23 protein-coding genes are annotated in these 22,325 nt (G+C 65.2%); 21 read left to right on the plus strand and 2 right to left on the minus strand.

All coding sequences use genetic code 11. The features are described from left to right. Positions 1-30: 30 nt before the first annotated feature. Complete coding sequence (locus QN397_RS03990; RefSeq protein WP_323495788.1) at positions 31-1,101, minus strand: MBL fold metallo-hydrolase; 1,071 nt, start codon at positions 1,099-1,101, stop codon at positions 31-33. Between the two features lie 97 nt (positions 1,102-1,198). Here QN397_RS03990 and QN397_RS03995 point away from each other — a divergent pair, with 97 nt between their 5' ends. From QN397_RS03995 to QN397_RS04030, 8 genes are all read left to right on the plus strand, one after another. Then, positions 1,199-1,594 carry a MerR family DNA-binding transcriptional regulator gene (locus QN397_RS03995; RefSeq protein WP_323495787.1) on the plus strand — a complete coding sequence of 132 codons (396 nt, stop codon included), beginning with the start codon at positions 1,199-1,201 and terminating at the stop codon, positions 1,592-1,594. A 39-nt stretch (positions 1,595-1,633) separates the two neighbouring features. Then, positions 1,634-2,344, plus strand: coding sequence for a carbonate dehydratase (gene can / locus QN397_RS04000; protein ID WP_323495786.1), 711 nt, complete (start codon positions 1,634-1,636; stop codon positions 2,342-2,344). 120 nt (positions 2,345-2,464) lie between these two features. After that, on the plus strand, positions 2,465-3,649 hold the full coding sequence (locus QN397_RS04005) for an acetyl-CoA C-acyltransferase (RefSeq protein ID WP_323495785.1): 1,185 nt from the start codon (positions 2,465-2,467) through the stop codon (positions 3,647-3,649). Next, the gene (locus tag QN397_RS04010; protein WP_323495784.1) at positions 3,650-4,906 is read left to right on the plus strand and encodes a glutamate carboxypeptidase; all 1,257 of its coding nucleotides are present in this window, start codon (positions 3,650-3,652) and stop codon (positions 4,904-4,906) included. A gap of 19 nt (positions 4,907-4,925) precedes the next feature. After that, a complete protein-coding gene (locus QN397_RS04015) occupies positions 4,926-6,056 on the plus strand; it encodes an acyl-CoA dehydrogenase family protein (RefSeq protein WP_323495783.1) in 1,131 nt (376 codons plus the stop codon). A gap of 67 nt (positions 6,057-6,123) precedes the next feature. Then, the gene (locus QN397_RS04020; RefSeq protein ID WP_323495782.1) at positions 6,124-6,543 is read left to right on the plus strand and encodes a YchJ family protein; all 420 of its coding nucleotides are present in this window, start codon (positions 6,124-6,126) and stop codon (positions 6,541-6,543) included. 14 nt (positions 6,544-6,557) lie between these two features. Next, the gene (locus QN397_RS04025) at positions 6,558-7,256 is read left to right on the plus strand and encodes an HAD family phosphatase (RefSeq protein WP_323495781.1); all 699 of its coding nucleotides are present in this window, start codon (positions 6,558-6,560) and stop codon (positions 7,254-7,256) included. A 55-nt stretch (positions 7,257-7,311) separates the two neighbouring features. Further along, complete coding sequence (locus tag QN397_RS04030) at positions 7,312-7,644, plus strand: thioredoxin family protein (RefSeq protein WP_323495780.1); 333 nt, start codon at positions 7,312-7,314, stop codon at positions 7,642-7,644. A gap of 24 nt (positions 7,645-7,668) precedes the next feature. Here QN397_RS04030 and QN397_RS04035 read toward each other — a convergent pair whose 3' ends face one another. Continuing rightward, entirely contained in the window at positions 7,669-8,733 is a 1,065-nt protein-coding gene (locus QN397_RS04035; protein WP_323495779.1) for an AraC family transcriptional regulator, read from the minus strand. Positions 8,734-8,829: 96 nt separating this feature from the next. On the opposite strand from QN397_RS04035, the gene QN397_RS04040 reads away from it, so the two are divergent. Genes QN397_RS04040 through QN397_RS04100 form a run of 13 tightly spaced genes read left to right on the plus strand, consistent with a single transcriptional unit; the run spans position 8,830 to position 22,211 of the window. After that, positions 8,830-10,002: an isovaleryl-CoA dehydrogenase gene (locus tag QN397_RS04040; protein WP_323495778.1), complete on the plus strand. Its 1,173-nt coding sequence runs from the start codon at positions 8,830-8,832 to the stop codon at positions 10,000-10,002. Between the two features lie 9 nt (positions 10,003-10,011). After that, positions 10,012-11,676 (plus strand): AMP-binding protein, encoded by a 1,665-nt coding sequence (locus tag QN397_RS04045; protein ID WP_323495777.1) that lies wholly within the window; start codon positions 10,012-10,014, stop codon positions 11,674-11,676. Continuing rightward, a complete protein-coding gene (locus tag QN397_RS04050) occupies positions 11,673-13,301 on the plus strand; it encodes a carboxyl transferase domain-containing protein (protein ID WP_323495776.1) in 1,629 nt (542 codons plus the stop codon). The genes QN397_RS04045 and QN397_RS04050 overlap by 4 nt, the downstream gene beginning before the upstream one ends. A gap of 7 nt (positions 13,302-13,308) precedes the next feature. Further along, positions 13,309-13,824, plus strand: a complete 516-nt coding sequence (locus QN397_RS04055) for a DinB family protein (RefSeq protein ID WP_323495775.1) — start codon at positions 13,309-13,311, stop codon at positions 13,822-13,824. Further along, positions 13,821-14,618 (plus strand): enoyl-CoA hydratase/isomerase family protein, encoded by a 798-nt coding sequence (locus tag QN397_RS04060; protein ID WP_323495774.1) that lies wholly within the window; start codon positions 13,821-13,823, stop codon positions 14,616-14,618. Before QN397_RS04055 ends, QN397_RS04060 begins: the two co-directional genes overlap by 4 nt. 52 nt (positions 14,619-14,670) lie before the next feature. Then, entirely contained in the window at positions 14,671-16,173 is a 1,503-nt protein-coding gene (locus QN397_RS04065; protein ID WP_323495773.1) for an MmgE/PrpD family protein, read from the plus strand. A 54-nt stretch (positions 16,174-16,227) separates the two neighbouring features. After that, a complete protein-coding gene (locus QN397_RS04070; RefSeq protein ID WP_323495772.1) occupies positions 16,228-16,899 on the plus strand; it encodes a DUF4126 domain-containing protein in 672 nt (223 codons plus the stop codon). After that, entirely contained in the window at positions 16,892-18,919 is a 2,028-nt protein-coding gene (locus QN397_RS04075; RefSeq protein ID WP_323495771.1) for an acetyl/propionyl/methylcrotonyl-CoA carboxylase subunit alpha, read from the plus strand. Before QN397_RS04070 ends, QN397_RS04075 begins: the two co-directional genes overlap by 8 nt. Positions 18,920-18,921: 2 nt before the next feature. Continuing rightward, positions 18,922-19,860, plus strand: a complete 939-nt coding sequence (locus QN397_RS04080; RefSeq protein WP_323495770.1) for a glyoxylate/hydroxypyruvate reductase A — start codon at positions 18,922-18,924, stop codon at positions 19,858-19,860. A 17-nt stretch (positions 19,861-19,877) separates the two neighbouring features. Then, the gene (locus QN397_RS04085; protein ID WP_323495769.1) at positions 19,878-20,798 is read left to right on the plus strand and encodes a hydroxymethylglutaryl-CoA lyase; all 921 of its coding nucleotides are present in this window, start codon (positions 19,878-19,880) and stop codon (positions 20,796-20,798) included. Further along, positions 20,798-21,325 (plus strand): YbaK/EbsC family protein, encoded by a 528-nt coding sequence (locus QN397_RS04090; protein WP_323495768.1) that lies wholly within the window; start codon positions 20,798-20,800, stop codon positions 21,323-21,325. The genes QN397_RS04085 and QN397_RS04090 overlap by 1 nt, the downstream gene beginning before the upstream one ends. Continuing rightward, the gene (locus tag QN397_RS04095; RefSeq protein ID WP_323495767.1) at positions 21,322-21,576 is read left to right on the plus strand and encodes a DUF1289 domain-containing protein; all 255 of its coding nucleotides are present in this window, start codon (positions 21,322-21,324) and stop codon (positions 21,574-21,576) included. The genes QN397_RS04090 and QN397_RS04095 overlap by 4 nt, the downstream gene beginning before the upstream one ends. Continuing rightward, complete coding sequence (locus QN397_RS04100; protein WP_187053147.1) at positions 21,573-22,211, plus strand: 2-hydroxychromene-2-carboxylate isomerase; 639 nt, start codon at positions 21,573-21,575, stop codon at positions 22,209-22,211. The genes QN397_RS04095 and QN397_RS04100 overlap by 4 nt, the downstream gene beginning before the upstream one ends. Positions 22,212-22,325: the final 114 nt, after the last annotated feature.

The following is a 22,325-nucleotide window of genomic DNA, read 5'->3' on the forward strand; positions in this document are numbered from 1 at the left end:
CGCGAGTTTAGGTGGCTGCGTTGCGCGGACTCAAGTGGTCGGAAGCCCGAAGCGGTAGACGCCGTCGGCACCGCGCGTGCGCTTGAGCTGTCCTTCGAACATCAGCATGTTCAGATGCGCCACCGTCTCGCCCATCGCGAAGGTCATCTGGTGCGAATCGAGCTCGCGCTTGAACATGATGAGCATGCCCTCGGCCGCGCTCAGCGGACGCTCCGCGCACCCCTCCATCAGTTCGGCCAGCCGGTCGCGATGGTGCTCCTGCAACTGCTCCACACGGCGATGAATGCCGGTGAACGGCTTGCCGTGCGAAGGCAGGCCGAGCGCGTCGGCCGGCAGGACGTTGAACTTGACGATGCTGTCGAGAAAGAGCCGCAGCGAGTTGGCTTCCGGCTCGCCCGCATGCACGCTGACGTTGGTCGAGATGCGTGGCAGCATCATGTCGCCGCCGATCAGCAGGTTGAGGTCGGCGCAGTACAGCGCGATGTGTTCGGGCGCGTGGCCGTAACCGCTGATGCAGCGCCATGCGTGCCCGCCGATCATCACGGTGTCGCCGTCCATCATCCGCACGTAGGTGTCCGGCACGGCGGGCACCATGTCGGCGTAGTAGCTGTTGCGACTGCGAATCTCCGCGATGACTTCGGCATTCGTCACGCCATGCATGACGAGAAAGTCAGCCGCCATGTCGCCGCCGGCACCGCTGTCGCTGCTGGTTTTGCTCGTGAGCAAGCGGGCCACGTTGTAGTCGGTGGCGCTGATCCAGAGCGGCGCGTTCCAGCGCTTGCAGATGAAGTCGGCCAGACCGATGTGGTCGGGGTGCATGTGCGTGACGATGACGCGCAGGATCGGCATACCCTGCAACTGCGTCTCGAAGATCTGCTCCCACTGCGCGCGGGACTCGTCCCGAGCGATGCAGCAATCGACCACCGTCCAGCCCTCGACCCCGTCGATGGAATCGCGCAGCAGCCAGAGGTTGATGTGATTGAGCGCGAAGGGCAGCGTCATGCGAATCCAACGCACGCCGGGCGCCACTGCGAGCGCCTCGCCGACTTCGGGGAGGGTGTCGCCCAGGGTGTAATGGAGTTCGCGTTCTAGGAGGTTCATGTAAGATTGACGTTTACGTAAACGTCATGATGTGACGCCACATTGTAGGCAGTGCGCGACCATCCCGCTGTCGCCGCCGGAACGTCCTTTTCTCTTCATGCCGACGCAGACCTTCACCATCAGCGAGCTCGCCAAGGAGTTCGACCTCACGACGCGAGCCATCCGCTTCTACGAGGACCTGGGCCTGCTCGCACCGGGGCGCTCCGGCTTGCAACGCATCTACAGCGCGCGCGACCGGGCCCGGCTCACGCTCACGCTGCGCGCCAAGCGCCTGGGCCTGAGCCTGACGGAGGCCAAAGACATTCTCGACATGTACGACAGCCCGCGCGACACCGAGGCGCAACTCGAAAAGTTCCTGGGTGTGCTCGGCAGCCACCGGGAGCAGCTCGAAGCGCAACTGGGTGAGCTGCAGGCCAACCTCGAAGAAGTGCGTGCCCACGAGAAAAAAGCGCGGGCCACCCTGGCACGTTCCCGCAAAGTTCCTGGCCGCTGAACCTTCCCGTTGAACCCTTACCTTAGCCACAATATCGCCATGCCTGAATCACTCGAAGACCTCTTTGCCCACAACCGGTCCTGGGCTGCACAAATGGAACGCGACCGGCCCGGCTTTTTCACCGGCCTGGTGAAGCAGCAGACGCCACGCTACATGTGGATCGGCTGCTCCGACAGCCGGGTGCCGGCCAACCAGATCACCGGGCTGGAGCCGGGCGAGGTTTTCGTGCACCGCAACGTCGCCAACATCGTCGTCCACTCCGACCTGAACGCGCTGTCGGCGATCCAGTTCGCCGTGGAGCGTCTGAAGGTCGAGCACATCATGGTGGTGGGTCACTACGGTTGCTCGGGCGTACAGGCCGCGCTGGAGGGCGCGCGCATCGGCATTGCCGATAACTGGATCCGCCACATCCAGGACGTGCGCGACCGGCACCGCGTGATGCTCGAAACCTTTCCGCCGGAAGTCCGGGCCGATGCGCTGTGCGAACTCAACGTCGCCGAGCAGGTGGTCAACGTGTCGGTCAGCACCGTGATGGTCGACGCCTGGAGCCGCGGCCAGTCGGTGCGGGTGCATGGCTGGACCTTCGGCGTGCACGACGGCTTGCTGCAAGACCTGGGCTTCGACGTCGACGGCAGCAAGCCACTCGACAATCAGTACCGCGCTGCGGTGCAGCGTATTCGCTACAAGTGGAGCAGGCCGCCGGAGACCAGCACTGCGCCGGCGCCCGACACGGCCAAGGCGACCGGCTGATCCGCCGGCCGACGCACTCGCGCTCTTTCGGCTGACCTCATCCTGCCGATCAGCGCGACGCGGCCTGTTACTCGATCCATAAACCCGCGGCTGGCTGGCCGTTCCTCTAAGGAGATCCTCATGTCCGAATCCATCGTCATCGTCGGCGCCGCCCGCACCCCCATGGGCGCCTTTCAAGGCGACTTTTCTTCACTCGCCGCGCACGATCTTGGTGGTGCCGCCATCAAGGCAGCTGTCGAGCGCGCCGGCATCGACGCCGCCACGGTCGGTGAAGTGCTCTTCGGCAACTGCCTGATGGCTGGCCAAGGCCAGGCACCGGCACGCCAGGCGGCCTACAAGGGCGGCCTGCCCGATAGCGCGGGGGCCGTCACGCTCAGCAAGATGTGCGGCTCGGCCATGAAGGCCGCGATGTTCGCGCACGACATGCTGCTGGCCGGCACGCACGACGTCATGGTCGCGGGCGGCATGGAGAGCATGACCAATGCGCCCTACCTGATGCTCAAGGGTCGTGGCGGCTACCGCATGGGCCACGACCGCATCTTCGACCACATGATGCTCGACGGCCTGGAAGACGCCTACCAGCCGGGTCGCTCGATGGGCACCTTCGGTGAAGACTGCGCAGCCAAGTACAACTTCACCCGAGAGCAGCAGGATGCCTTCGCCACCGCCAGCGTGGAGCGCGCGCGCCACGCCACGGCCGATGGCTTGTTCAAGGCCGAGATCACACCGGTAACGGTCAAGGGCCGCAGCGGTGAAACGATCGTCGCCATCGACGAAGGCCCGGGCAAGGTCAAGCTCGACAAGATCGCCACGCTCAAGCCGGCCTTCAAGAAAGACGGCGGCACCATCACCGCCGCATCCAGCTCTTCGATCAACGACGGCGCTGCGGCGCTGGTCATGATGACCGAGTCACATGCAAAGAAGATCGGCGCCAGGCCGATCGCACGGCTGGTCGGTCACGCGACCCATGCACAGCAACCCGAGTGGTTCTCGACCGCACCAGTCGGTGCTGTCGCCAAGCTTTTCAAGAAGACCGGCTGGGGCGTGAAAGACGTCGATCTGTGGGAAGTGAACGAGGCCTTCGCCGTGGTGCCGATGGCGCTCATGAAAGAGCTCGACGTCGCGCATGACATCGTCAACGTGCACGGCGGCGCCTGCGCGCTGGGCCACCCGATCGGCGCGAGCGGCGCTCGCATCATGGTCACGCTCATCCATGCGCTGCAATCGCGCGGCAAGAAGCGCGGCGTCGCGACGCTGTGCATTGGCGGCGGTGAAGGCACCGCGGTCGCGATCGAACTGATCTGAATGGGTTCGTGCTTGAAGCGAAGCCTGGTCGCCATCCTCGCCATCGTGCTTGCGGGCGTGTTCGTGCAGACAACGGCGTTCGCGCAGAGGCGAGACAACGTACTGTTCGATGCCGCCACGGCAGAGCAGCAGGCTGTGCTCAAGACCTTGCAGCGCCTGGTCAACATCGAGACCGGCACGGGTGATGCCCAGGGCATCGCCGCGGTCGGCAATCTGCTCGAAGGCGAACTGAAAGCGCTGGGTTTCAGCGTGACGCGCAGCAAGGCGGCCGCTGGCGTGGTCGGTGACAACCTCGTCGGCAAGCTGAAAGGCAAGGGCGGCAAGAACCTTCTGCTGCTCTCGCACATGGACACCGTCTACCCGAAAGGCACTTTGGCCAAGTCGCCGTTTCGCCTCGAAGGCGCGCGCGCTTATGGCCCCGGCATCGCCGACGACAAGGGCGGCACCGCTGTCATCCTGCACACGCTCAAACTGCTGAAGGACTATGGCGTGCGCGACTACGGCATCATCACCGTGCTATTCAATACCGACGAAGAAAAAGGCTCCTTCGGGTCGCGCGAGTTGATCGAGCAGGAGGCGCGGCTGGCCGACTACGTGCTGTCGTTCGAGCCGACCAGCGCCGAGGTCGAAAAGATGACGCTCGGCACCTCGGGCATCGCCTATGTGCAGGCCAACATCAAGGGCAAGACCTCGCACGCGGGCGAGGCGCCAGAAGCGGGTGTCAACGCGCTGGTCGAGGCATCGGACCTGGTGCTGCGCACGATGGACATCGACGACAAATCCAAAGGCCTTCGCTTCAACTGGACCATCGCCAAGGCCGGCACCGTCAATAACGTCATCCCCGACAGCGCCACGCTGAATGCCGACGTGCGCTATGCGCGCAACGAAGATTTCGAAGCGGCGATGAAGACGCTCGAAGAGCGGGCGCAGAACAAGAAGGTGTCCGGCTCCGAGGTTGAAATCGTCGTCACCCGCGGCCGCCCGGCGTTCAACGCGGGCGAGGGCGGCAGGAAGCTGGTCGAAAAGGCTGCCGGCTTCTATCGTGAAGCTGGCGGCATGGTCGAAATCGAAGAGCGTACCGGCGGCGGCACCGATGCGGCCTACGCAGCGCTGTCGGGCAAGCCGGTGATCGAGAGCATGGGACTGCCAGGCTCCGGGTATCACAGCGACAAGGCCGAGTACGTGATGATCGACGCCATTCCGCGTCGGCTCTACATGACCGCGCGGATGATCATGGATCTCGGCGCGGGCAAATAACAGATCTCGGAGACACGACATGCTGCTGACCCCCGACCAGGAAGCGATCCGCGACGCGGTACGCGATTTTTCGCAGGCCGAACTGTGGCCGCACGCGCCTGCATGGGACCGCGAGCACGCGTTCCCCAAGGCGGCGCACGCCGGCCTCGCCGCACTCGGCGCCTACGGCATCTGCGTGCCCGAAGAAGACGGCGGCGCCGGGCTCGACTACGTCACGCTGGCATTGGTGCTCGAAGAAATCGCGGCTGGCGATGGCGGCACCAGCACGGCCATCAGCGTGACCAATTGCCCGGTCAACGCCATCCTCATGCGCTACGGCAACGCGCAGCAAAAAAAGAAGTGGCTGCAGCCACTGGCGCAGGGCCACATGCTCGGCGCCTTTTGCCTGACGGAGCCGCAGGCTGGCAGCGACGCGTCGAGCCTGCGCACCACCGCGCGCAAGGATGCCCACGGCTACGTGATCGACGGCGTCAAGCAATTCATCACCAGCGGCAAGAACGGCCAGCTGGCCATCGTCATCGCGGTCACCGACAGGGGTGCCGGCAAGCGCGGCATGAGCGCGTTCATCGTGCCGACCGATGCGCCGGGCTACAACGTCGCGCGGCTCGAAGAAAAGCTCGGCCAGCACTCCAGCGACACGGCGCAGATCAATTTCGACGGCTGCCGCATCCCGGCTGAAAACCTCATCGGGCAAGAAGGCGAGGGCTACAAGATCGCGTTGGGCGGGCTCGAAGGTGGCCGTATCGGCATTGCCGCGCAGAGCGTCGGCATGGCGCGCAGCGCGTTCGACGTGGCGCTGGCCTATGCCAAGGATCGCCAGGCCTTTGGCGGCAGCATCTTCCAACAGCAGGCCGTGGGCTTTCGGCTGGCCGAATGTGCCACGCAGCTCGAAGCCGCGCGCCAGCTCATCTGGCACGCAGCGAGCCTGCGCGACGCCGGCCTGCCGTGCCTGAAAGAAGCCGCGATGGCCAAGCTCTTCGCCAGCGAAATGGCCGAAAAAGTCTGTAGCGCGGCCATCCAGACGCTCGGCGGTTACGGCTATGTGAACGACTTTCCTCTGGAACGCATCTACCGCGACGTGCGCGTTTGCCAGATTTACGAAGGCACCTCGGACATCCAGAAGCTGATCATCCAGCGGGCATTGGCCTGAGCTTTAACGGGTGCCCGACGGGGTGGCTGGCGAGCAGGGTGCGCGGGGTGTTCCAATGGAGGACCTCATGAGCGCCACCACGCCCCCTCCCGCCCCCTGTCCTTGCGGCCGTCGCGACCGCCGCGAGAAGCCGTTTACCTACGCCCTGTGCTGCGGGCGCTACCTCGACGACTTCGACATCACGCCCGCGCCCGACGCCGAATCGCTCATGCGCTCGCGCTACACCGCCTTCGTCAACGAACGCGCCGACTACCTGCTCGCCACGTGGGCGCAGGGCCACCGGCCGTCGCAAGTCACCTTCGAGCCCGGCGTCAAATGGCTCGGACTCGACGTGCGCTCGCGCTCCGTGCTCGACGCTGACCATGCCGAAGTCGAGTTCGTGGCGCGCCAGCGCGACGCTGCCGGCGTCGCCACCCGTTTGCACGAGCGCAGCCGCTTCGTTCGCGAGGAAGAGCGCTGGTACTACGTCGACGGCACGCGGTACTGATCGGTCATCGCTCCATGAGTGACCTCCCCTTCGATGCGGTGCTGTTCGACTGCGACGGCGTGCTGGTCGACTCCGAGCCCATCACCAATCGCGTGCTCGCCGAAATGCTGGGCGAGCTGGGCTGGAAGCTCAGCACCGAAGAATCGATGCGGACTTTCACTGGCAAGGCCGTCAGGGATGAAGCCGCGCTGATCGAGGCGCGCACCGGTTTCGCCATCACACCTGAATGGCTCTCCGGCTTTCGCGAGCGCCGCAACATCGCGCTGCATGCCGATCTGCTCGCCATCCCCGGCGCGGTCGATGCTGTGCGACGGGTGCATGCGCTGGCGGGCGGGCGTATCGCCTGCGCTTCAGGGGCCGATCTGCACAAGGTCGAGTTCCAGCTGGTCAAGGTCGGTCTGCACGACTTCTTTGCCGGCCGCGTCTTCAGCGGCCACGACACGCCGCGCAGCAAGCCGTTTCCGGATGTCTACCTGGCGGCGGCCGCCGCGCTGGGCGCCGACTCGGTCCGCTGCGCCGTCGTCGAAGACACCGTCACCGGCGTGACCGCGGGCGTAGCGGCCGGTGCCACGGTGTTCGGCTACAGCCCGCCCGGCATGGCGGGGCTCGGCCACAGCGACCCCGACGCGATGCGCGCCGTCGGCGCCAGCGTGGTGTTCACCGACATGTCGCAATTACCCGATGTGCTGGCCGCCTGGCGGGCGCCCCGCTGACGTGCGGAGCCCCCGCCTTTCTGGTGCAATGAGTTCGTTGCCAGAAAGGAACGTCATGACCACCCCCTCCGCCTACCAGACCCAACAACCCGAGCGCACCGCCATCGATGCGCTGAAGGGCGCTGCGGTCGTCGAGTTCGGCACCAACTGGTGCGGCATCTGCAAGGCGGCGCAGCCCGTCATCGTCGAAGCGTTCGCCGGCCATCCGCATGTCGAACACATCAAGGTCGAAGACGGCAGCGGCCGGCCTCTCGGCCGCTCGTTCAACGTCCGGCTTTGGCCGACGCTGATCTTTCTGCAGGACGGACGCGAAGTGGCGCGACTGGTGCGGCCGACCGAGGCGCAACCGATCGCCGACGCGCTCGCCGGCATCGACCCGATCGCCTGAAGACATCAGGACGGAGTAATCCGACTATTCGGCGGGTCGCCGAAACGCTCCCGGTGTCATGCCGGTCCAGTCGCGGAACGCGCGCGCGAAGCTTTTCTCGTTGCGAAAGCCCACTGCCAGCGCGATCTGCTTGATCGGCTTTGTCGTGCGGCGCAATTGCCGTTGCGCCTCGTCGCGACGCACCTCGTTCTTGATCGACTGCAGCGACGTGCCTTCGTCCTTCAACTGGCGATGCAAGGTGCGGGCCGATACGTTGAGCGCAGATGCCAGCGCGTCGGCGGTGTTCGATGCAGCACGCGGCGCCGTAGCGTGCGATCCCGCTTCACTATCGGCCGGCCCGCGCATCAGCTCGCGCACGCGCTGTCCCAGCAGGCGGTCGCGCCGGTACTGCAGCACCGTCAGCGGGAGCGCACGCTTGAGCATGGTGCGCAGCGCGCGCTCGTCGCGTTGCAGGGGCAACGCAAGGTAGCGCTCGTCGAAGCTGTAGCTGGCACGGGCCGCATCGAACCGCACGTCGCCAGCGAACATCAACGCGTAGGCGTCGCGGTGGGATGGCGCTGCGAAAGGGAAGGTCGCGTGGCGCAGCGAGATGCGCGAGTCGATCGCCCAGCAAGCGTAGCCATGCAGGAAGCGCAGGCTCGACACCAGGCAGAACTCGCGGAACGCCTTGTCGAGCGGCCGCTGTTCGGTGATCGACAAGGTCGCCACGCCGCCCGTTACCTGCAGGTCGAGCGCGATGTCGTCGGTCAACAGCCGATGGTGACGGCACCAGCGCTTGATGGCCAGGCCCAAGTCGGGCGAGCCCAGCGAGGCACGGCACAGCATGCCGTAGCTACCCCAGGGCAGCTTGCGGGTGAACCATCCCAGCGCTTCGTCGTCGAGCTCCTGCATCGCGTGCGCGTTGAGCGTTTCGAACTGCACTGCCGTGACGCGGGCACCTGGTCTGGCGACATCGCGCGGCGCGATCTGTGCCGCGCGCAGGGCGCCCGCCGAGTCGACGCCATAGCGCTCGTAGCCTCGTACGATCGCTCGCACGAAAGCCATCGGCGTGGCGGCGCGGGCGGGGCTCAGGAACGAAGGGGAGGACATGGTATGGATGCCTTCATGTGGCACGATTTGCAACCATTGTGGCGCCAATTGAGGATCGTGCGGGCGTAAGCTGCGGTGTCACAGGAGACAAACCCCATGCACGATCCCGGCCTCAATTTCGACCTGGGCGACACCATCGATTCGCTGCGCGACGCCATCCAGACGTTCGCCGCCGCAGAAATCGCGCCGCGCGCCGCGGCCATCGACAGCGAGAACCTTTTTCCACACGACCTGTGGCAAAAGCTCGGCGCTCTCGGCCTGCACGGCATGACGGTCAAAGAGCAATACGGCGGCACCGAACTCGGCTACCTCGCGCACATCGTTGCGATGGAGGAAGTCTCGCGCGCGTCGGCGTCCGTTGGCCTCTCTTATGGCGCGCACTCCAACCTGTGCGTGAACCAGATCCACCGCAACGGGACCGACTTTCAAAAGAACAAGTACCTGCCCAAGCTGGTGAGCGGCGAGCACGTCGGCGCGCTGGCGATGAGCGAGCCCAACGCTGGCTCCGACGTCATCAGCATGAAGCTCAGGGCCGAGAAGAAGGACGGCTACTACGTGCTCAACGGCGGCAAGATGTGGATCACCAACGGCGGCGACGCCGACACGCTGGTTATCTACGGCAAGACCGAGCCCGAGATGGGCGCCCGCGGCATGACGGCCTTCATCGTCGAGAAGAACTTCAAGGGGTTCAGCGCCGGCACCAAGCTCGACAAGCTGGGCATGCGCGGCAGCAACACCTACCCGCTGTTCTTCGACAACTGCGAAGTGCCCGCCGAGAACGTGCTGGGCGGCGAAGGCATGGGCGCCAAGGTGCTGATGAGCGGCCTCGACTACGAGCGTGCGGTGCTGTCCGGCGGCCCACTCGGCATCATGGCTGCGTGCATGGACGCGGTGCTGCCCTTCATCCACGACCGCAAGCAGTTCGGCCAGAGCATCGGCGAGTTCCAGTTGATGCAGGGCAAGCTGGCCGACATGTACTCGACCTGGCAGGCCACGCGCGCCTACGTCTATGCGGTCGGCAAGGCCTGCGACCGCAACGAGCACGCGCGCACCTTTCGCAAGGATGCGGCCGGCGCGATTCTGTATTCGGCCGAGAAGGCGACGTGGATGGCCGGCGAGGCGATCCAGGCGCTGGGCGGCGTGGGGTACACGAAGGACTTTCCGGTGGAGCGGTTGTGGCGCGACGCGAAGCTGTATGAGATCGGCGCGGGGACGAGTGAAGTGCGGCGAATGCTGATTGGGCGCGAGTTGTTCGCAGAGACCTCCTGAGGGCGGGCCATGACATCGAACCTGAGTTATGCAAAAGGCGCGACCGATGTCCCGCTGATCGAGCAGCCCATCGGCGCGTTCCTCGACAACATGGTCGCTTCGCAACCCGACCACGAAGCCCTGGTCAGCCGTCACGAAGCCCGGCGCTTCAGCTACCGCGAACTGCAGACCGAATCGAACCGCCTCGCCAGCGCGCTGCTGAACCTCGGCCTGGTGCCGGGCGACCGCATCGGCATCTGGTCGCACAACAACGTGCCGTGGGTGCTGATGCAGATCGCGACTGCCAAGGTCGGGCTCATCCTGGTCAACATCAACCCGGCGTACCGCACGTCGGAGTTGGAATACGCGCTCAACAAGGTCGGCGTGAAGGCGCTGGTCACGATGGCGCAATTCAAGACCAGCGACTACCTCGGCATGCTGCGCGAACTTGGGTCAGCCAGGCTGCCATTGCTGAAGCACACCGTGTGGATCGACAAGTCAAGCGATGCCGATCAACCCGGCATGCAGCGCTTCTCAGCCCTGCTCGCCAGCGGTAACCCCGACGACCCGCGCATCGCGCAGATCGCCGAGACGTTGAAGGCTACGGATCCGATCAACGTTCAGTTCACCAGCGGTACCACCGGCTTCCCCAAGGGCGCGACGCTCACGCACCGCAACATCCTGAACAACGGCTTCTTCATCGGCGAGTGCATGAAGCTCAGTCCGCACGACCGGCTGTGCATTCCGGTTCCGCTGTACCACTGCTTCGGCATGGTGCTGGGCAACCTGGCGGCGCTGACTCACGGCTCGACGATCGTCTATCCGAACGACGGCTTCGATCCGCTCACGGTGCTTGAAACCGTTCAGGCTGAAAAGTGCACCGGCCTGCACGGCGTGCCGACGATGTTCATCGCCGAGCTCGACCATCCGCGCTTCGCCGAGTTCGACCTGTCGACCTTGCGCACCGGCATCATGGCCGGCTCGCCGTGCCCGACCGAAGTCATGAAGCGCGTGGTCGACCAGATGCACCTGGGCGAAATCACCATCGCCTACGGCATGACCGAAACCAGCCCGGTGAGTTGCCAGAGCAGCACCGACACGCCGCAAGACAAGCGCGTTTCGACTGTGGGCACGGTGCAGCCGCACATCGAAGTCAAGATCATCGATCCGGAGACCGGCGCGACGGTACCGCGCGGCATGTCAGGTGAGTTCCTGACACGCGGCTATTCGGTGATGCACAGCTATTGGGAAGACGAACCCCGCACCCGCGAAGCCGTCGACGCCGAACACTGGATGCATACCGGTGATCTGGCCGTGATGGACGACGAGGGCTACGTCAACATCGTCGGTCGCATCAAGGACCTGGTGATCCGCGGCGGCGAGAACATCTACCCGCGCGAGATCGAAGAGTTTCTGTACCGGCACCCGAAGGTGCAGGACGTGCAGGTCGTCGGCCTGCCCGACAAGCGCTACGGCGAAGAGCTGTGCGCGTGGGTCATCGTGAAGCCGAACCAGAGCGCGACCGAAGACGAGATCCGCGACTTCTGCAAAGGCCAGATCGCGCACTACAAGGTGCCCAAGTACATCCAGTTCGTCACCGAGTTCCCGATGACCGTCACCGGCAAGATCCAGAAGTTCAAGATCCGCGATGAGATGAAAGAGCGCCTCGGCCTCAACGAAGAGAAGACCGCATGAGCAAGCTAGAAACCAAACTCAACGCCCGTTCCGCCGACTTTCAGGCCAACGCCGTCGCGATGCGCGCATTGGTCGACGACCTGCACGCACAGTTCGCCAAAGTCGAGGCCGGCGGTGGAGAAGCCGCTCGCGCCAAGCACGTCGCGCGCGGCAAGTTGCTGCCACGCGATCGCGTCGCTGAACTGCTCGATCCCGGCACGCCGTTCCTGGAGATCGCACCGCTTGCCGCGTACGGCATGTACCTCGACGCCAAGGGCAACGAGTCCGCCCCCGGCGCAGGCCTCATCGCCGGCATCGGCCGCGTCGCCGGCATCGACTGCATGGTGGTTTGCAACGACGCGACAGTGAAGGGCGGCACCTACTATCCGCTGACGGTGAAGAAGCATCTGCGCGCGCAGGAGATCGCCGAGCAAAACCACTTGCCGTGCATCTACCTGGTCGATTCCGGCGGCGCCAACCTGCCGAACCAGGACGAGGTGTTCCCCGATCGCGATCACTTCGGCCGCATCTTCTACAACCAGGCGCAGATGAGCGCGCAGGGCATTCCGCAGATCGCCGTGGTCATGGGTTCGTGCACCGCGGGCGGCGCCTACGTGCCGGCAATGAGCGACGAATCCATCATCGTGAAGAACCAGGGCACGATCTTTCTGGGTGGCCCGCCGCTGGTGAAGGCCGCGACCGGCGAGGTCGTGACGGCCGAAGACCTGGGCGGTGGTGATGTGCACACGCGGCTGTCGGGCGTGGTCGATCATCTGGCGCAGAACGACCTGCATGCGCTGGCGCTGGCGCGGTCGGCGGTGGCTAATTTGAATGCCAAAGCGGCGCGGCCTGCAATGCCCGAACCGGCCACGCCGCGTGCGCCCGACTTCCCGCGAGAAGAGCTTTACGGTGTCATCCCGACCGACACGCGCAAGCCTTTCGACGTGCGCGAGATCATCGCGCGCGTGGTCGACGGCAGCGAGTTCCACGAGTTCAAGCAGCGCTTCGGCGCGACGTTGGTCTGCGGCTTCGCCGAGATCGAAGGGATGCCCGTCGGCATCATCGCCAACAACGGCATCCTGTTCAGCGAGTCGGCGCAGAAGGGTGCGCACTTCATCGAGCTGTGCTGCCACCGCAAGACGCCGATCGTCTTCCTGCAGAACATCACCGGCTTCATGGTCGGCCGCAAGTACGAGAACGAAGGCATCGCGCGCCACGGCGCCAAGATGGTCACGGCCGTTGCAACGGCCAACGTGCCCAAGTTCACCATCATCATCGGCGGCAGTTTCGGCGCGGGAAACTACGGCATGTGCGGCCGCGCCTACTCGCCACGCTTCCTGTGGATGTGGCCGAACGCGCGCATCAGCGTGATGGGCGGCGAGCAAGCCGCGAGCGTGCTGGCGACCGTCAAGCGCGACGGCATCGAAGCCAAAGGCGGCACATGGAGCGCCGACGAAGAAGAAGCCTTCAAGGCACCGCTGCGCCAGCAATACGAAGTGCAGGGCCATCCCTACTATGCGACGGCGCGCATCTGGGACGACGGGATCATCGATCCGGCGGATACGCGGCGTGTGCTTGCCCTCGGGCTGGCGGCGTCGCGCAATGCGCCGATACCGGAACCGAAGTTCGGCATCTTCCGGATGTAGTCTCGCAATGCGGCTCCCGGACTACTTCATCCAGCTCGCGCGCTACCACGCGTGGGCCGCCCACAAGCTGTTGGCGGACGACCTCGCGCGACTGAGCGATGACGAGTGGCATCGCGACTTGCGCCTGTTCTTCGGCTCTGTGCACCGCACCGTGAACCACCTGCTGGTGGCCGACACGATCTGGTACGCGCGCTTCGCAGAAAGCACAGCGCTGCGCATCGCGCTCGATGCCGAATTGCACACCGAGCGAGCCGAGCTCTGCGCCGCGCTGGCGGCTGCGGTGGACCGTTGGGCGCCATGGGCGGAGACGATGGATGCCACGCGTCTGGACGGTGATCTCGTGTACACCCGTACCGACGGCGAGGCTGTGTGCATTCCTTACGCGCCGGCCCTTGGTCACGTTTTCAACCACGCAACCCACCACCGCGGCCAGCTCACTGCGGGCGTGACGGCGATGGGTCATCCCGGCCCGTCGCTCGACTGGGCCCATCTTCTGCAAATCGAGGCGAAACAGCGCAGATGAACGATTTCACCAAACTGACCCTCACGACGGACGGCCCCATCGCCCGCATCTGGCTCGACCAGCCCGACACGCGCAACGCTTTCGACGACACCGTGATCGCCGAGCTGACGCAAGCTTTCGCCGAAGCCGGCGCGATGGCGAACGTCAAGGCCATCGTCCTCGGCGCCAACGGACCGGCGTTTTGCGCCGGCGCCAACCTGAACTGGATGCGCCGCATGGCCGACTACTCGCGCGATGAAAACGTCACCGATGCCGGCAAGTTGGCCGAGATGTTGCGCGTGATCGCCGAGTGCCCCAAGCCGACCATCGCGCGGGTGCAGGGCGATGTGTACGCCGGCGGCATGGGGCTGGTCGCGGCTTGCGACATGGCGGTGAGCGTGGACACGGCTTGGTACTGCCTGAGCGAAGTGAAGATCGGCCTGATCCCCGCGACCATCAGCCCCTACGTGATTCGCGCCATGGGGACGCGCGCGGCGCAGCGTTACTTCTTGACGGCCGAGCGCTTCACGGCCGCCGAGGCGCATCGCATCGGCTTCGTGCACGAGGTGGTGGCGGCCGATGCGCTCGACGCCAAGGTCGACGAGTTGCTCAAGGCCTTGCTCAGCGCCAGCCCGGCCGCCGTGCGCGCCGGCAAGCAACTGATCGCCGACGTGGCGGGTCGTGACATCGACGCTGCGCTGATCGCCAAAACCGTCGAGTGCATCGCCGATATTCGCGCCAGCGAAGAGGGGCGCGAGGGCGTGCAGGCTTTTCTGCAAAAGCGCAAACCGTCGTGGCTCGAAGCCAAAGCCTGATGCAAGTGAGCATCGCCCACTCGATGACATCAAACGCCCTAGGGAACATCGCATGATCTTGAAAGACCGACGCCAGTTGCTGCTTGCATCCGGTACCGCATTGCTCACCGGCTTGGCCGCTTCGACATCGCGCGCCCAGCCGGCCGCAGCGTCGACGGGCGTCCCGGCGCCAGCCCCCGCGCCGACATTGAGCGCGGCGCCCAAGGGTCCGGCGGCATCGCCGGTGACGCACATCCTGGCGCGCTACGCCGCAACAGCCACGGTCGACCAGATACCGGCAGCGGTGCGCAAGGAGGCGACTCGGACGCTGCTGAACTGGGTCGGTTGCGCGGTCGGCGGCTCGCAGCAGAATGCGCCCACGCATGCAGCGGCGGCGCTCAAGCCGTTCTCCGGTCCGCCGCAGGCCAGCCTGTTCGGTCGAACAGAACGTCTGGACGCGATGCAGGCCGCACTGGTCAACGGCATCAGCTCGCACGTGCTCGACTACGACGACACGCACCTGAAAACCATCATCCATCCGGCCGGTCCGGTCGCTTCGGCGTTGACGGCCTTTGCCGAATACCGGCCGGTTTCCGGCGCCGACTTCATGAACGCGCTGGTGCTGGGCTGCGAGATCGAATGCCGCATGGGCAACGCTGTCTATCCCGAACACTATGCGATGGGCTGGCACATCACCGGCACCACCGGCGTGTTCGGCGCTGCTGCCGCCATCGGGCGCCTGCTCAAGCTCGACGAAAAACGCATGGCTTGGGCGCTCGGCAACGCCGCGTCGCAACCGGTCGGTCTCAAGGTGCAGTTCGGTTCCGACACCAAGAGTTTTCATCCTGGCAAGGCGGCGCAGAACGGGATGCTGTCGGCACTGCTGGCAGAACAAGGCTTCACCGCCTCTGAAGTCGCCATCGAGGGTTTCGATGGCTGGGGCCAAGCCATGAGCACGCGCCATGACTGGACCCAGGTCACCGGGGGATTGGGCGAGCGTTACGAGCTGGCGCTCAACACTTACAAGCCCTTCGCGTGCGGCATCGTGGCGCATCCCGCCATCGATGCGGCGATCCAGTTGCGCGCGGCCCATGCGCTCAAGCCCGAGCAGATCGCGTCGGTGGAACTGAAGGCGCATCCGCTGGTGCTCAACCTGATGGGCAAGACGGAACCGCGCACCGGCCTCGAAGGCAAGTTCAGCGTCTATCACGCTGTCGCCGTGGCACTGGTGACGGGGCGGGGCGGCGACCAGGCGTTCAGGGACTCGGCCGTCAACGATCCGACGGTGCTGGCGGTGCGCAACAAAGTGGCGGTGAGCGTCGACAACGCGATCAAGCCGGACCAGGTCGATATGACCGTGACGCTCACCGACGGCCGTAAGTTGCACCAGTTCATCGAGCACGCCGTGGGCAGTCAGGACCATCCTATGTCCGATGCCCAGCTGGAGGACAAGTTCACCGGTTTGACCGACGGCATCCTGGCCCCGGAACGCAGCCGCCAACTGATGGCGTTGTGCTGGAAAGCCTGGGACTTGGCCGATGCCGGCGACATTGGGCGCGCCGCTGCGGCAGCGTGACGGGCGTGCCGACCTTTCTGCAATCACAACAACCGCATGGGATGACCCGCTGACATGAGCGCGCTCGACATGCCGCAACTGCTGGCGTTGGCCGCCGCCATCGGCTGGGCCAGCGGCATCCGGCTGTATCTGGTGGTGTTGCTGACCGGGCTCGTTGGCTACTTCGGCTGGTTTGCCTTGCCCGGCGGGTTGCAGCTGCTGGCGCATCCGGCGGTGCTGATCGCCAGCGGCTTCATGGTCTTTGTCGAGTTCTTCGCCGACAAGATTCCGGGCCTCGATTCGCTCTGGGACATGGTGCACACCGTCATCCGCATCCCGGCCGGCGCGGCCTTGGCGGCCAGTGTGTTTGGCGGCGACCATGCGGCGCTGGCGCTGGTCGCGGCCCTGCTCGGCGGTGGCTTCGCGGCCACCGCGCATGCCGCCAAGGCGACCACGCGCGCCGCCATCAACACTTCGCCCGAGCCGTTCAGCAATGTCGGCGCGTCGTTGGTTGAAGACGCTGCGGTGCCGACCGGTCTGTGGCTCGCCGTCGCGCATCCGCTGGTGTTCGGCGTGCTGTTCGTCATCGTGCTCATCGGCAGCGTGTGGCTCATTCGCAAGAGCTGGCGCTTTCTCAGGTCGCTCTTCGGCCGCGTTGCGCGCATCTTCAGCGGCAAGTCCGACCCGGGCGTGACCTCCGCTTTCCAGTTCAACAAGAAACCTTCGGAAGACAGCCCTCATGTTTAAAAAGATCCTGATCGCGAACAGAGGTGAGATCGCTTGCCGTGTCGCCGCGACGGCGCGCCGCATGGCGATTCGCACCGTCGCCGTCTACTCCGATGCCGACGCGCATGCCAACCATGTACGCGCTTGCGACGAGTCGGTTTACCTCGGCGGCAGCGCGCCCAAAGACAGCTATCTGCGCTGGGAAAAGATTCTCGAAGCAGCCAAGGCCACGGGTGCTGAAGCGGTGCATCCGGGCTACGGCTTCCTGAGCGAGAACGAAGAATTCGCACAGGCCTGCGCTGATGCGGGCCTCGTCTTCATCGGGCCGCCGCCCTCGGCCATCAAGGCGATGGGTCTCAAAGCTGCATCGAAGCAGTTGATGGAAAAGGCCGGCGTGCCGCTGGTTCCTGGCTACCACGGCCACGACCAGAACCCGGCGCTGCTGCAGCGCGAAGCCGATCGCATCGGCTACCCGGTGCTCATCAAGGCCAGCGCAGGCGGCGGCGGCAAGGGCATGCGGGTGGTCGACAAGAGCGAAGACTTTGCAACTGCGCTGGCGTCGTGCCAGCGCGAGGCGATCAACAGCTTCGGCGACGACGCGGTATTGATCGAAAAATACGTGCAGCGTCCGCGCCACATCGAGATCCAGGTGTTCGGCGATACGCAAGGCGATTGCGTCTATCTTTTCGAGCGCGACTGCTCGGTGCAGCGGCGCCATCAGAAGGTGCTCGAGGAAGCGCCGGCACCCGGCATGACCGAGGCGATGCGCAAGGAAATGGGTGCGGCGGCGGTCGCTGCTGCCAAGGCGGTGAAGTACGTCGGGGCGGGGACAGTCGAGTTCATCGTCGAGCAGAGAGACGGTGGCGAAATGAACTTCTTCTTCATGGAGATGAACACGCGACTGCAAGTCGAGCATCCCGTGACCGAAGCCATCACCGGCCTCGACCTGGTCGAGTGGCAACTGCGCGTGGCGTCGGGCGAGCCGTTGCCGTTGAAGCAGAGCGAACTCAAGATCCATGGCCATGCCATCGAAGCGCGCATTTGCGCTGAGAACCCGGACAACAATTTCCTGCCCGCGACCGGCAAGCTGCTGGTCTATCGCAAGCCGCAGGCGACGGCATTCGAGAGAACGAAGCTGAGCGACCCGCGTGTCGCGGTCCGCATCGACGACGGCGTGCGCGAAGGCGGCGAGATCTCGCCGTTCTACGACTCGATGATCGCCAAACTCATCGTTCATGGCGCGGACCGTGCCGAAGCACTGGCGCGTCTCGATGCAGCGCTGGCGCAGGTGCACATCGTCGGCGTGGCGACCAACGTGCAGTTCCTGCGCGGTGTGCTGGCGACCGATTCGTTCGCCAACGCCAAGCTCGATACCGCATTGATCGAGCGCGAACGCGCTGTGCTGTTCGACTGTGAACCGCTCGGCCTGCCGCTGGCGGCCGCTGCGGCCATCACACGCACGTTGATCGGCGAATGGCCGTCGAAGATGCCCGACCCGTTTGCGCGTCGCGATGGCTGGCGTGCGCTGGGCGAATACACGCGTCACTTCGATTTCGAATTTCGGGGTGAAGACGCGTCGGCCTTCGTGACATACAAGCGCGACGGCAGTCTCTGGCTGAAAGTCGGCGACGTCGAAGGCGCGCTGGTCATCGGCCAGTTTCCAACCGGCGAGTTCGAAGTCGAATTCAACGGCGGGCGCCACACGCTGAATGTCTACGAGAGCCAGGGCACTGCACACGTTTTCGCGCAGCAGGGCGCGAGCAAGATCACCACCATCGACCGATTGGCGCATGCGGGCGAAACGCAAGCCGAAGGCGGCCGGCTGACCGCGCCGATGCCGGGCAAGGTGGTGTCGTTCGCCGTGAAGGCTGGCGACAAGGTGACCAAGGGGCAGCCGTTGGCCGTGATGGAAGCGATGAAGATGGAGCACACCATCGCGGCACCGGCCGATGGCACGGTCGAAGAGCTGCTGTATGCGCCGGGCGATCAGGTGACTGAAGGGTCGGAGCTGCTGCGCATCGCCACTCCAGAGGCTTCCTGATCATGCACATCACCGTCTGCCTTACCGATCTCAAACCCGACGCCTGGGTCTCGGGCCTGCAACACGAATTTCCAGAGGCTCACGTTTCCGTCTGGCAATCCGGCGCCCCGCCGGCGGACCATGCCGTGGTCTGGTCACCGCCGCAGCGCATGCTCGACGAGCAGCCCGGCTTGCGGGGCCTCTTCAACATCGGGGCCGGCGTCGATGCACTGCTCAAACTCAGGATGCCGCCGCACACGCGCATCGTGCGAGTCGAAGATGCAGGCATGGCGGTGCAGATGGCGGAGTACGTTTGCCACGCGCTGATTCGTCACTTTCGGGAGTTCGATGCCTACGAGGTCGATGCACGGCAAGGCCGCTGGGGCTATCGGGCGCCGCGTCTGCGCTCGCAATTTTCGGTCGGCGTCATGGGGCTCGGCGTGCTGGGCGAGCGGGTCGCCAAGGCCGTGGCGCAATTCGACTTTCCGGTCAACGGCTGGAGCCGCTCGCCCAAGGACATCGCCGGCGTCCGCAGTTTCGCGGGGCACCAAAGTCTGGATGCATTTCTGGCGGAGAGCCGGGTGCTGGTGTGCCTGCTGCCGGTCACGCCCGACACCCGCGGCATCCTGCGGCGCGAGACGTTGACCAAGCTGAACGGCGGCGCGCCGGGCGGCTACGTCATCAACGTGGCACGCGGCGCGCATCTGGTCGAATCCGACCTGATCCCGCTGCTGGACGCAGGGCAGCTCGACGGCGCGACGCTCGACGTGTTCGAGACCGAACCGCTGCCGCCCGACCATCCGTTCTGGCGGCATCCGAAGATCACCGTGACGCCCCATGCGTCGGCGCGCACGTTGCGCGAAGAATCTATCGCGCAGATCGTCTCGAAAATCCGTGCCGTCGAAGGGGGTGCGGGTTTTGACGGGATGGCGGGCGTGGTCGACCTCGAACGCGGATACTGACTTTTCCAGGAGACCCCATGAAGCTTCCCCTCAAAGTAAAAATCGTCGATGTCGGCCCGCGCGACGGCTTGCAGAACGAAAAAAGCCCGGTGTCGGCCGAGGTCAAGATCGGCCTCGTGCACCGCCTGCAAGACGCCGGCGTGCGCGAGATCGAGGTCACCAGTTTCGTCAGCCCGAAGTGGGTGCCGCAGATGGCCGACAACGCCGAGGTGATGCACGGCATCCAGCGCAAGGCCGGCGTGCGCTACTCGGTGCTCACGCCCAACATGAAAGGCTTCGAGGCCGCCATCGCGGCGCCGCGCAACGAGTGGCCCGACGAGATCGTGGTGTTCGGCGCCGCCAGCGAAGCCTTCAGCCAGAAGAACATCAACTGCTCGATTGCCGAAAGCATCGAGCGCTTTGCGCCGGTGGTCGCGGCCGCCCGCGAGCACGGCATCTATGTGCGCGGCGCGATGTCGTGCACCGTCGGCTGTCCTTATGAAGGCGAGGTCGCGCCCGAAGCGGTGGGCCGCCTGGCCGGGCTGATGCGTGGCATCGGCGTGCAGCACCTCGGCGTGGCCGACACCATCGGCGTGGGCACGCCGGTGAAGGTGCAGCGCGCCATCGAAGCGACGCTGCAGCACTACGGCATCGACGACATCTCCGGGCACTTTCACGATACCTATGGACAGGCACTCGGCAACACGCTGGCCAGTCTGGAGATGGGCGTGTGGCAGTTCGACACTTCGTCGGCCGGACTCGGCGGTTGCCCGTATGCCAAGGGCGCCACCGGCAATGTCGCGACCGAAGACGTGGTCTACATGCTGCAGGGCATGGGCATCGATACCGGCATCGATCTGGACAAGCTCATCGATGCCGGCGTGTACATCAGCCAGGCGCTGGGGCGAGAGCCGAATTCGCGGGCGTCCAAGGCGATCCGGACAAAGCGGGAAGCGTGATGTGCGGCTCTGAACTGCACGCGCTGCCCGAGTCGGTACAGCGCGTCGCGCGGGTGCTGCAGGACGCCGGTCACGCGCACGCGCCACAGATGCTCGACGACGCTGCACGCACCGCGCAACAGGCGGCCGATGCACTCGGCATCGCGGTCGGACAGATCGCGAAGAGCATCATCTTCCGGCGCAAAAGCGACGGTGCAGCAGTGCTGATCATCACCTCGGGCGATCGCCGGGTGGACGAGAAAAAGGTCGATGCCATCGTCGGCAAGACCGGGCGTGCCGATGCCGATTTCGTGAAGGCGAAGACCGGCTTCTCGATTGGCGGCGTGTCGCCTTTCGCGCATGCCACGCCGTCCGTGACGTTGATCGATCGCGAACTGTTTCGCTTCGACGAAGTGTGGGCGGCCGCGGGCCATCCGCATTCGGTGGTGCGACTGGCACCGCAAGACATCGAGCGCTTCACCGGTGCACCAGTGGCCGACGTGACGGTGCAGGTGACGGCGGTGGATGTCGCGGCGCCTGCGCAATGAAAGTACGCGAAGTGCTGCCTGAGCCGGTCGTGCCTTCGCCCTGCGTTTCGGTCTGTCGCATGGTGACCGAAACGGCCCTCTGCGAAGGATGTTTTCGGACCCTTCCCGAGATCGCTGGGTGGCGGCACATGAGCGACGTCGAGAAGTGCGCCGTGTGGGGACTCATCGATCAACGCTCCTCGGGAACGAGAACGCAAGCAGAAGCAGAAGTGAAAGCAAAAGAGAACGAGAAGGACAAGACATCGACATGAAGCACATCACTTTCTATCTCGACTTTATTTCGCCCTATGCCTATCTGGCGTTCGAGCGACTGCCCGACGCGCTCGAAGGGCTCAGCTACAGCGTCAGCTACAAGCCGCTGCTGCTCGGCGCGCTGTTCATGCACCACGGTCATGTGGCGCCTGCCGACGTTCCGTCCAAGCGCGCCTGGGTCTATCGGCAGGCACTGTGGCTCGGCCGCGCGAACGGCATTCCCATCGACATGCCGGCCAGCCATCCGTACAACCCGCTGCCGCACCTGCGGCTCGCGCTGGCAACGACGCACACGGGCGAGATCAGCCGCTATGTGGCAGAGACGATTTTTCATGACGTGTGGCGCGGTGGTGGCGATGCGGCGGACCCGGTACGCCTGGCCTCATTGGCATCGCGGCTGACGCTGGTGCGAGACAGCAGAGGCGAGGAGGCCAAGGTTCAGTTGCGTGCCAATACCGAAGAGGCGGCGACTGCCGGTGTGTTCGGCGTGCCCGCGTACTCGGTCGAGGGTCAGGCGGTGTGGGGCTTCGACAGCTTGCCGATGCTGCGCGCGATGGTCGAGGGCGACCCCTGGTTCGACAGCGCGGCATGGCGCGATGCGGCCGACCGGCCCGGGATCGTCCGCGCGAAATAAAAGCGTGAAGGACGCCGCCGAGGCGGGTTTTCTTGCATCCTGAAACCGACCCCGCGGGTTTCCCCTCGAACTGTCAGCGTCGGTTCAGTTTGGTGAAAGTCTCGGGTCAGTCGT

It is taken from the genome of Variovorax sp. RTB1 (assembly GCF_035018765.1).
Classification (GTDB): Bacteria; Pseudomonadota; Gammaproteobacteria; order Burkholderiales; family Burkholderiaceae_C; genus Variovorax.

Excerpts from the sequence above, each read along its gene's own strand:
- QN397_RS04050 (WP_323495776.1), top strand. The coding sequence starts at position 11,673 with ATGAGCAAGCTAGAAACCAAACTCAACGCCCGTTCCGCCGACTTTCAG.
- QN397_RS03995 (WP_323495787.1), top strand. The coding sequence starts at position 1,199 with ATGCCGACGCAGACCTTCACCATCAGCGAGCTCGCCAAGGAGTTCGAC.
- QN397_RS04010 (WP_323495784.1), top strand. The coding sequence starts at position 3,650 with ATGGGTTCGTGCTTGAAGCGAAGCCTGGTCGCCATCCTCGCCATCGTG.
- can (WP_323495786.1), top strand. The coding sequence starts at position 1,634 with ATGCCTGAATCACTCGAAGACCTCTTTGCCCACAACCGGTCCTGGGCT.
- QN397_RS04055 (WP_323495775.1), top strand. The coding sequence starts at position 13,309 with ATGCGGCTCCCGGACTACTTCATCCAGCTCGCGCGCTACCACGCGTGG.
- QN397_RS04090 (WP_323495768.1), top strand. The coding sequence starts at position 20,798 with ATGTGCGGCTCTGAACTGCACGCGCTGCCCGAGTCGGTACAGCGCGTC.
- QN397_RS04100 (WP_187053147.1), top strand. The coding sequence starts at position 21,573 with ATGAAGCACATCACTTTCTATCTCGACTTTATTTCGCCCTATGCCTAT.
- QN397_RS04095 (WP_323495767.1), top strand. The coding sequence starts at position 21,322 with ATGAAAGTACGCGAAGTGCTGCCTGAGCCGGTCGTGCCTTCGCCCTGC.
- QN397_RS04085 (WP_323495769.1), top strand. The coding sequence starts at position 19,878 with ATGAAGCTTCCCCTCAAAGTAAAAATCGTCGATGTCGGCCCGCGCGAC.
- QN397_RS04005 (WP_323495785.1), top strand. The coding sequence starts at position 2,465 with ATGTCCGAATCCATCGTCATCGTCGGCGCCGCCCGCACCCCCATGGGC.
- QN397_RS04065 (WP_323495773.1), top strand. The coding sequence starts at position 14,671 with ATGATCTTGAAAGACCGACGCCAGTTGCTGCTTGCATCCGGTACCGCA.
- QN397_RS03990 (WP_323495788.1), bottom strand. The coding sequence starts at position 1,101 with ATGAACCTCCTAGAACGCGAACTCCATTACACCCTGGGCGACACCCTC.
- QN397_RS04070 (WP_323495772.1), top strand. The coding sequence starts at position 16,228 with ATGAGCGCGCTCGACATGCCGCAACTGCTGGCGTTGGCCGCCGCCATC.
- QN397_RS04045 (WP_323495777.1), top strand. The coding sequence starts at position 10,012 with ATGACATCGAACCTGAGTTATGCAAAAGGCGCGACCGATGTCCCGCTG.
- QN397_RS04030 (WP_323495780.1), top strand. The coding sequence starts at position 7,312 with ATGACCACCCCCTCCGCCTACCAGACCCAACAACCCGAGCGCACCGCC.
- QN397_RS04020 (WP_323495782.1), top strand. The coding sequence starts at position 6,124 with ATGAGCGCCACCACGCCCCCTCCCGCCCCCTGTCCTTGCGGCCGTCGC.
- QN397_RS04015 (WP_323495783.1), top strand. The coding sequence starts at position 4,926 with ATGCTGCTGACCCCCGACCAGGAAGCGATCCGCGACGCGGTACGCGAT.
- QN397_RS04080 (WP_323495770.1), top strand. The coding sequence starts at position 18,922 with ATGCACATCACCGTCTGCCTTACCGATCTCAAACCCGACGCCTGGGTC.
- QN397_RS04025 (WP_323495781.1), top strand. The coding sequence starts at position 6,558 with ATGAGTGACCTCCCCTTCGATGCGGTGCTGTTCGACTGCGACGGCGTG.
- QN397_RS04040 (WP_323495778.1), top strand. The coding sequence starts at position 8,830 with ATGCACGATCCCGGCCTCAATTTCGACCTGGGCGACACCATCGATTCG.
- QN397_RS04060 (WP_323495774.1), top strand. The coding sequence starts at position 13,821 with ATGAACGATTTCACCAAACTGACCCTCACGACGGACGGCCCCATCGCC.
- QN397_RS04035 (WP_323495779.1), bottom strand. The coding sequence starts at position 8,733 with ATGTCCTCCCCTTCGTTCCTGAGCCCCGCCCGCGCCGCCACGCCGATG.
- QN397_RS04075 (WP_323495771.1), top strand. The coding sequence starts at position 16,892 with ATGTTTAAAAAGATCCTGATCGCGAACAGAGGTGAGATCGCTTGCCGT.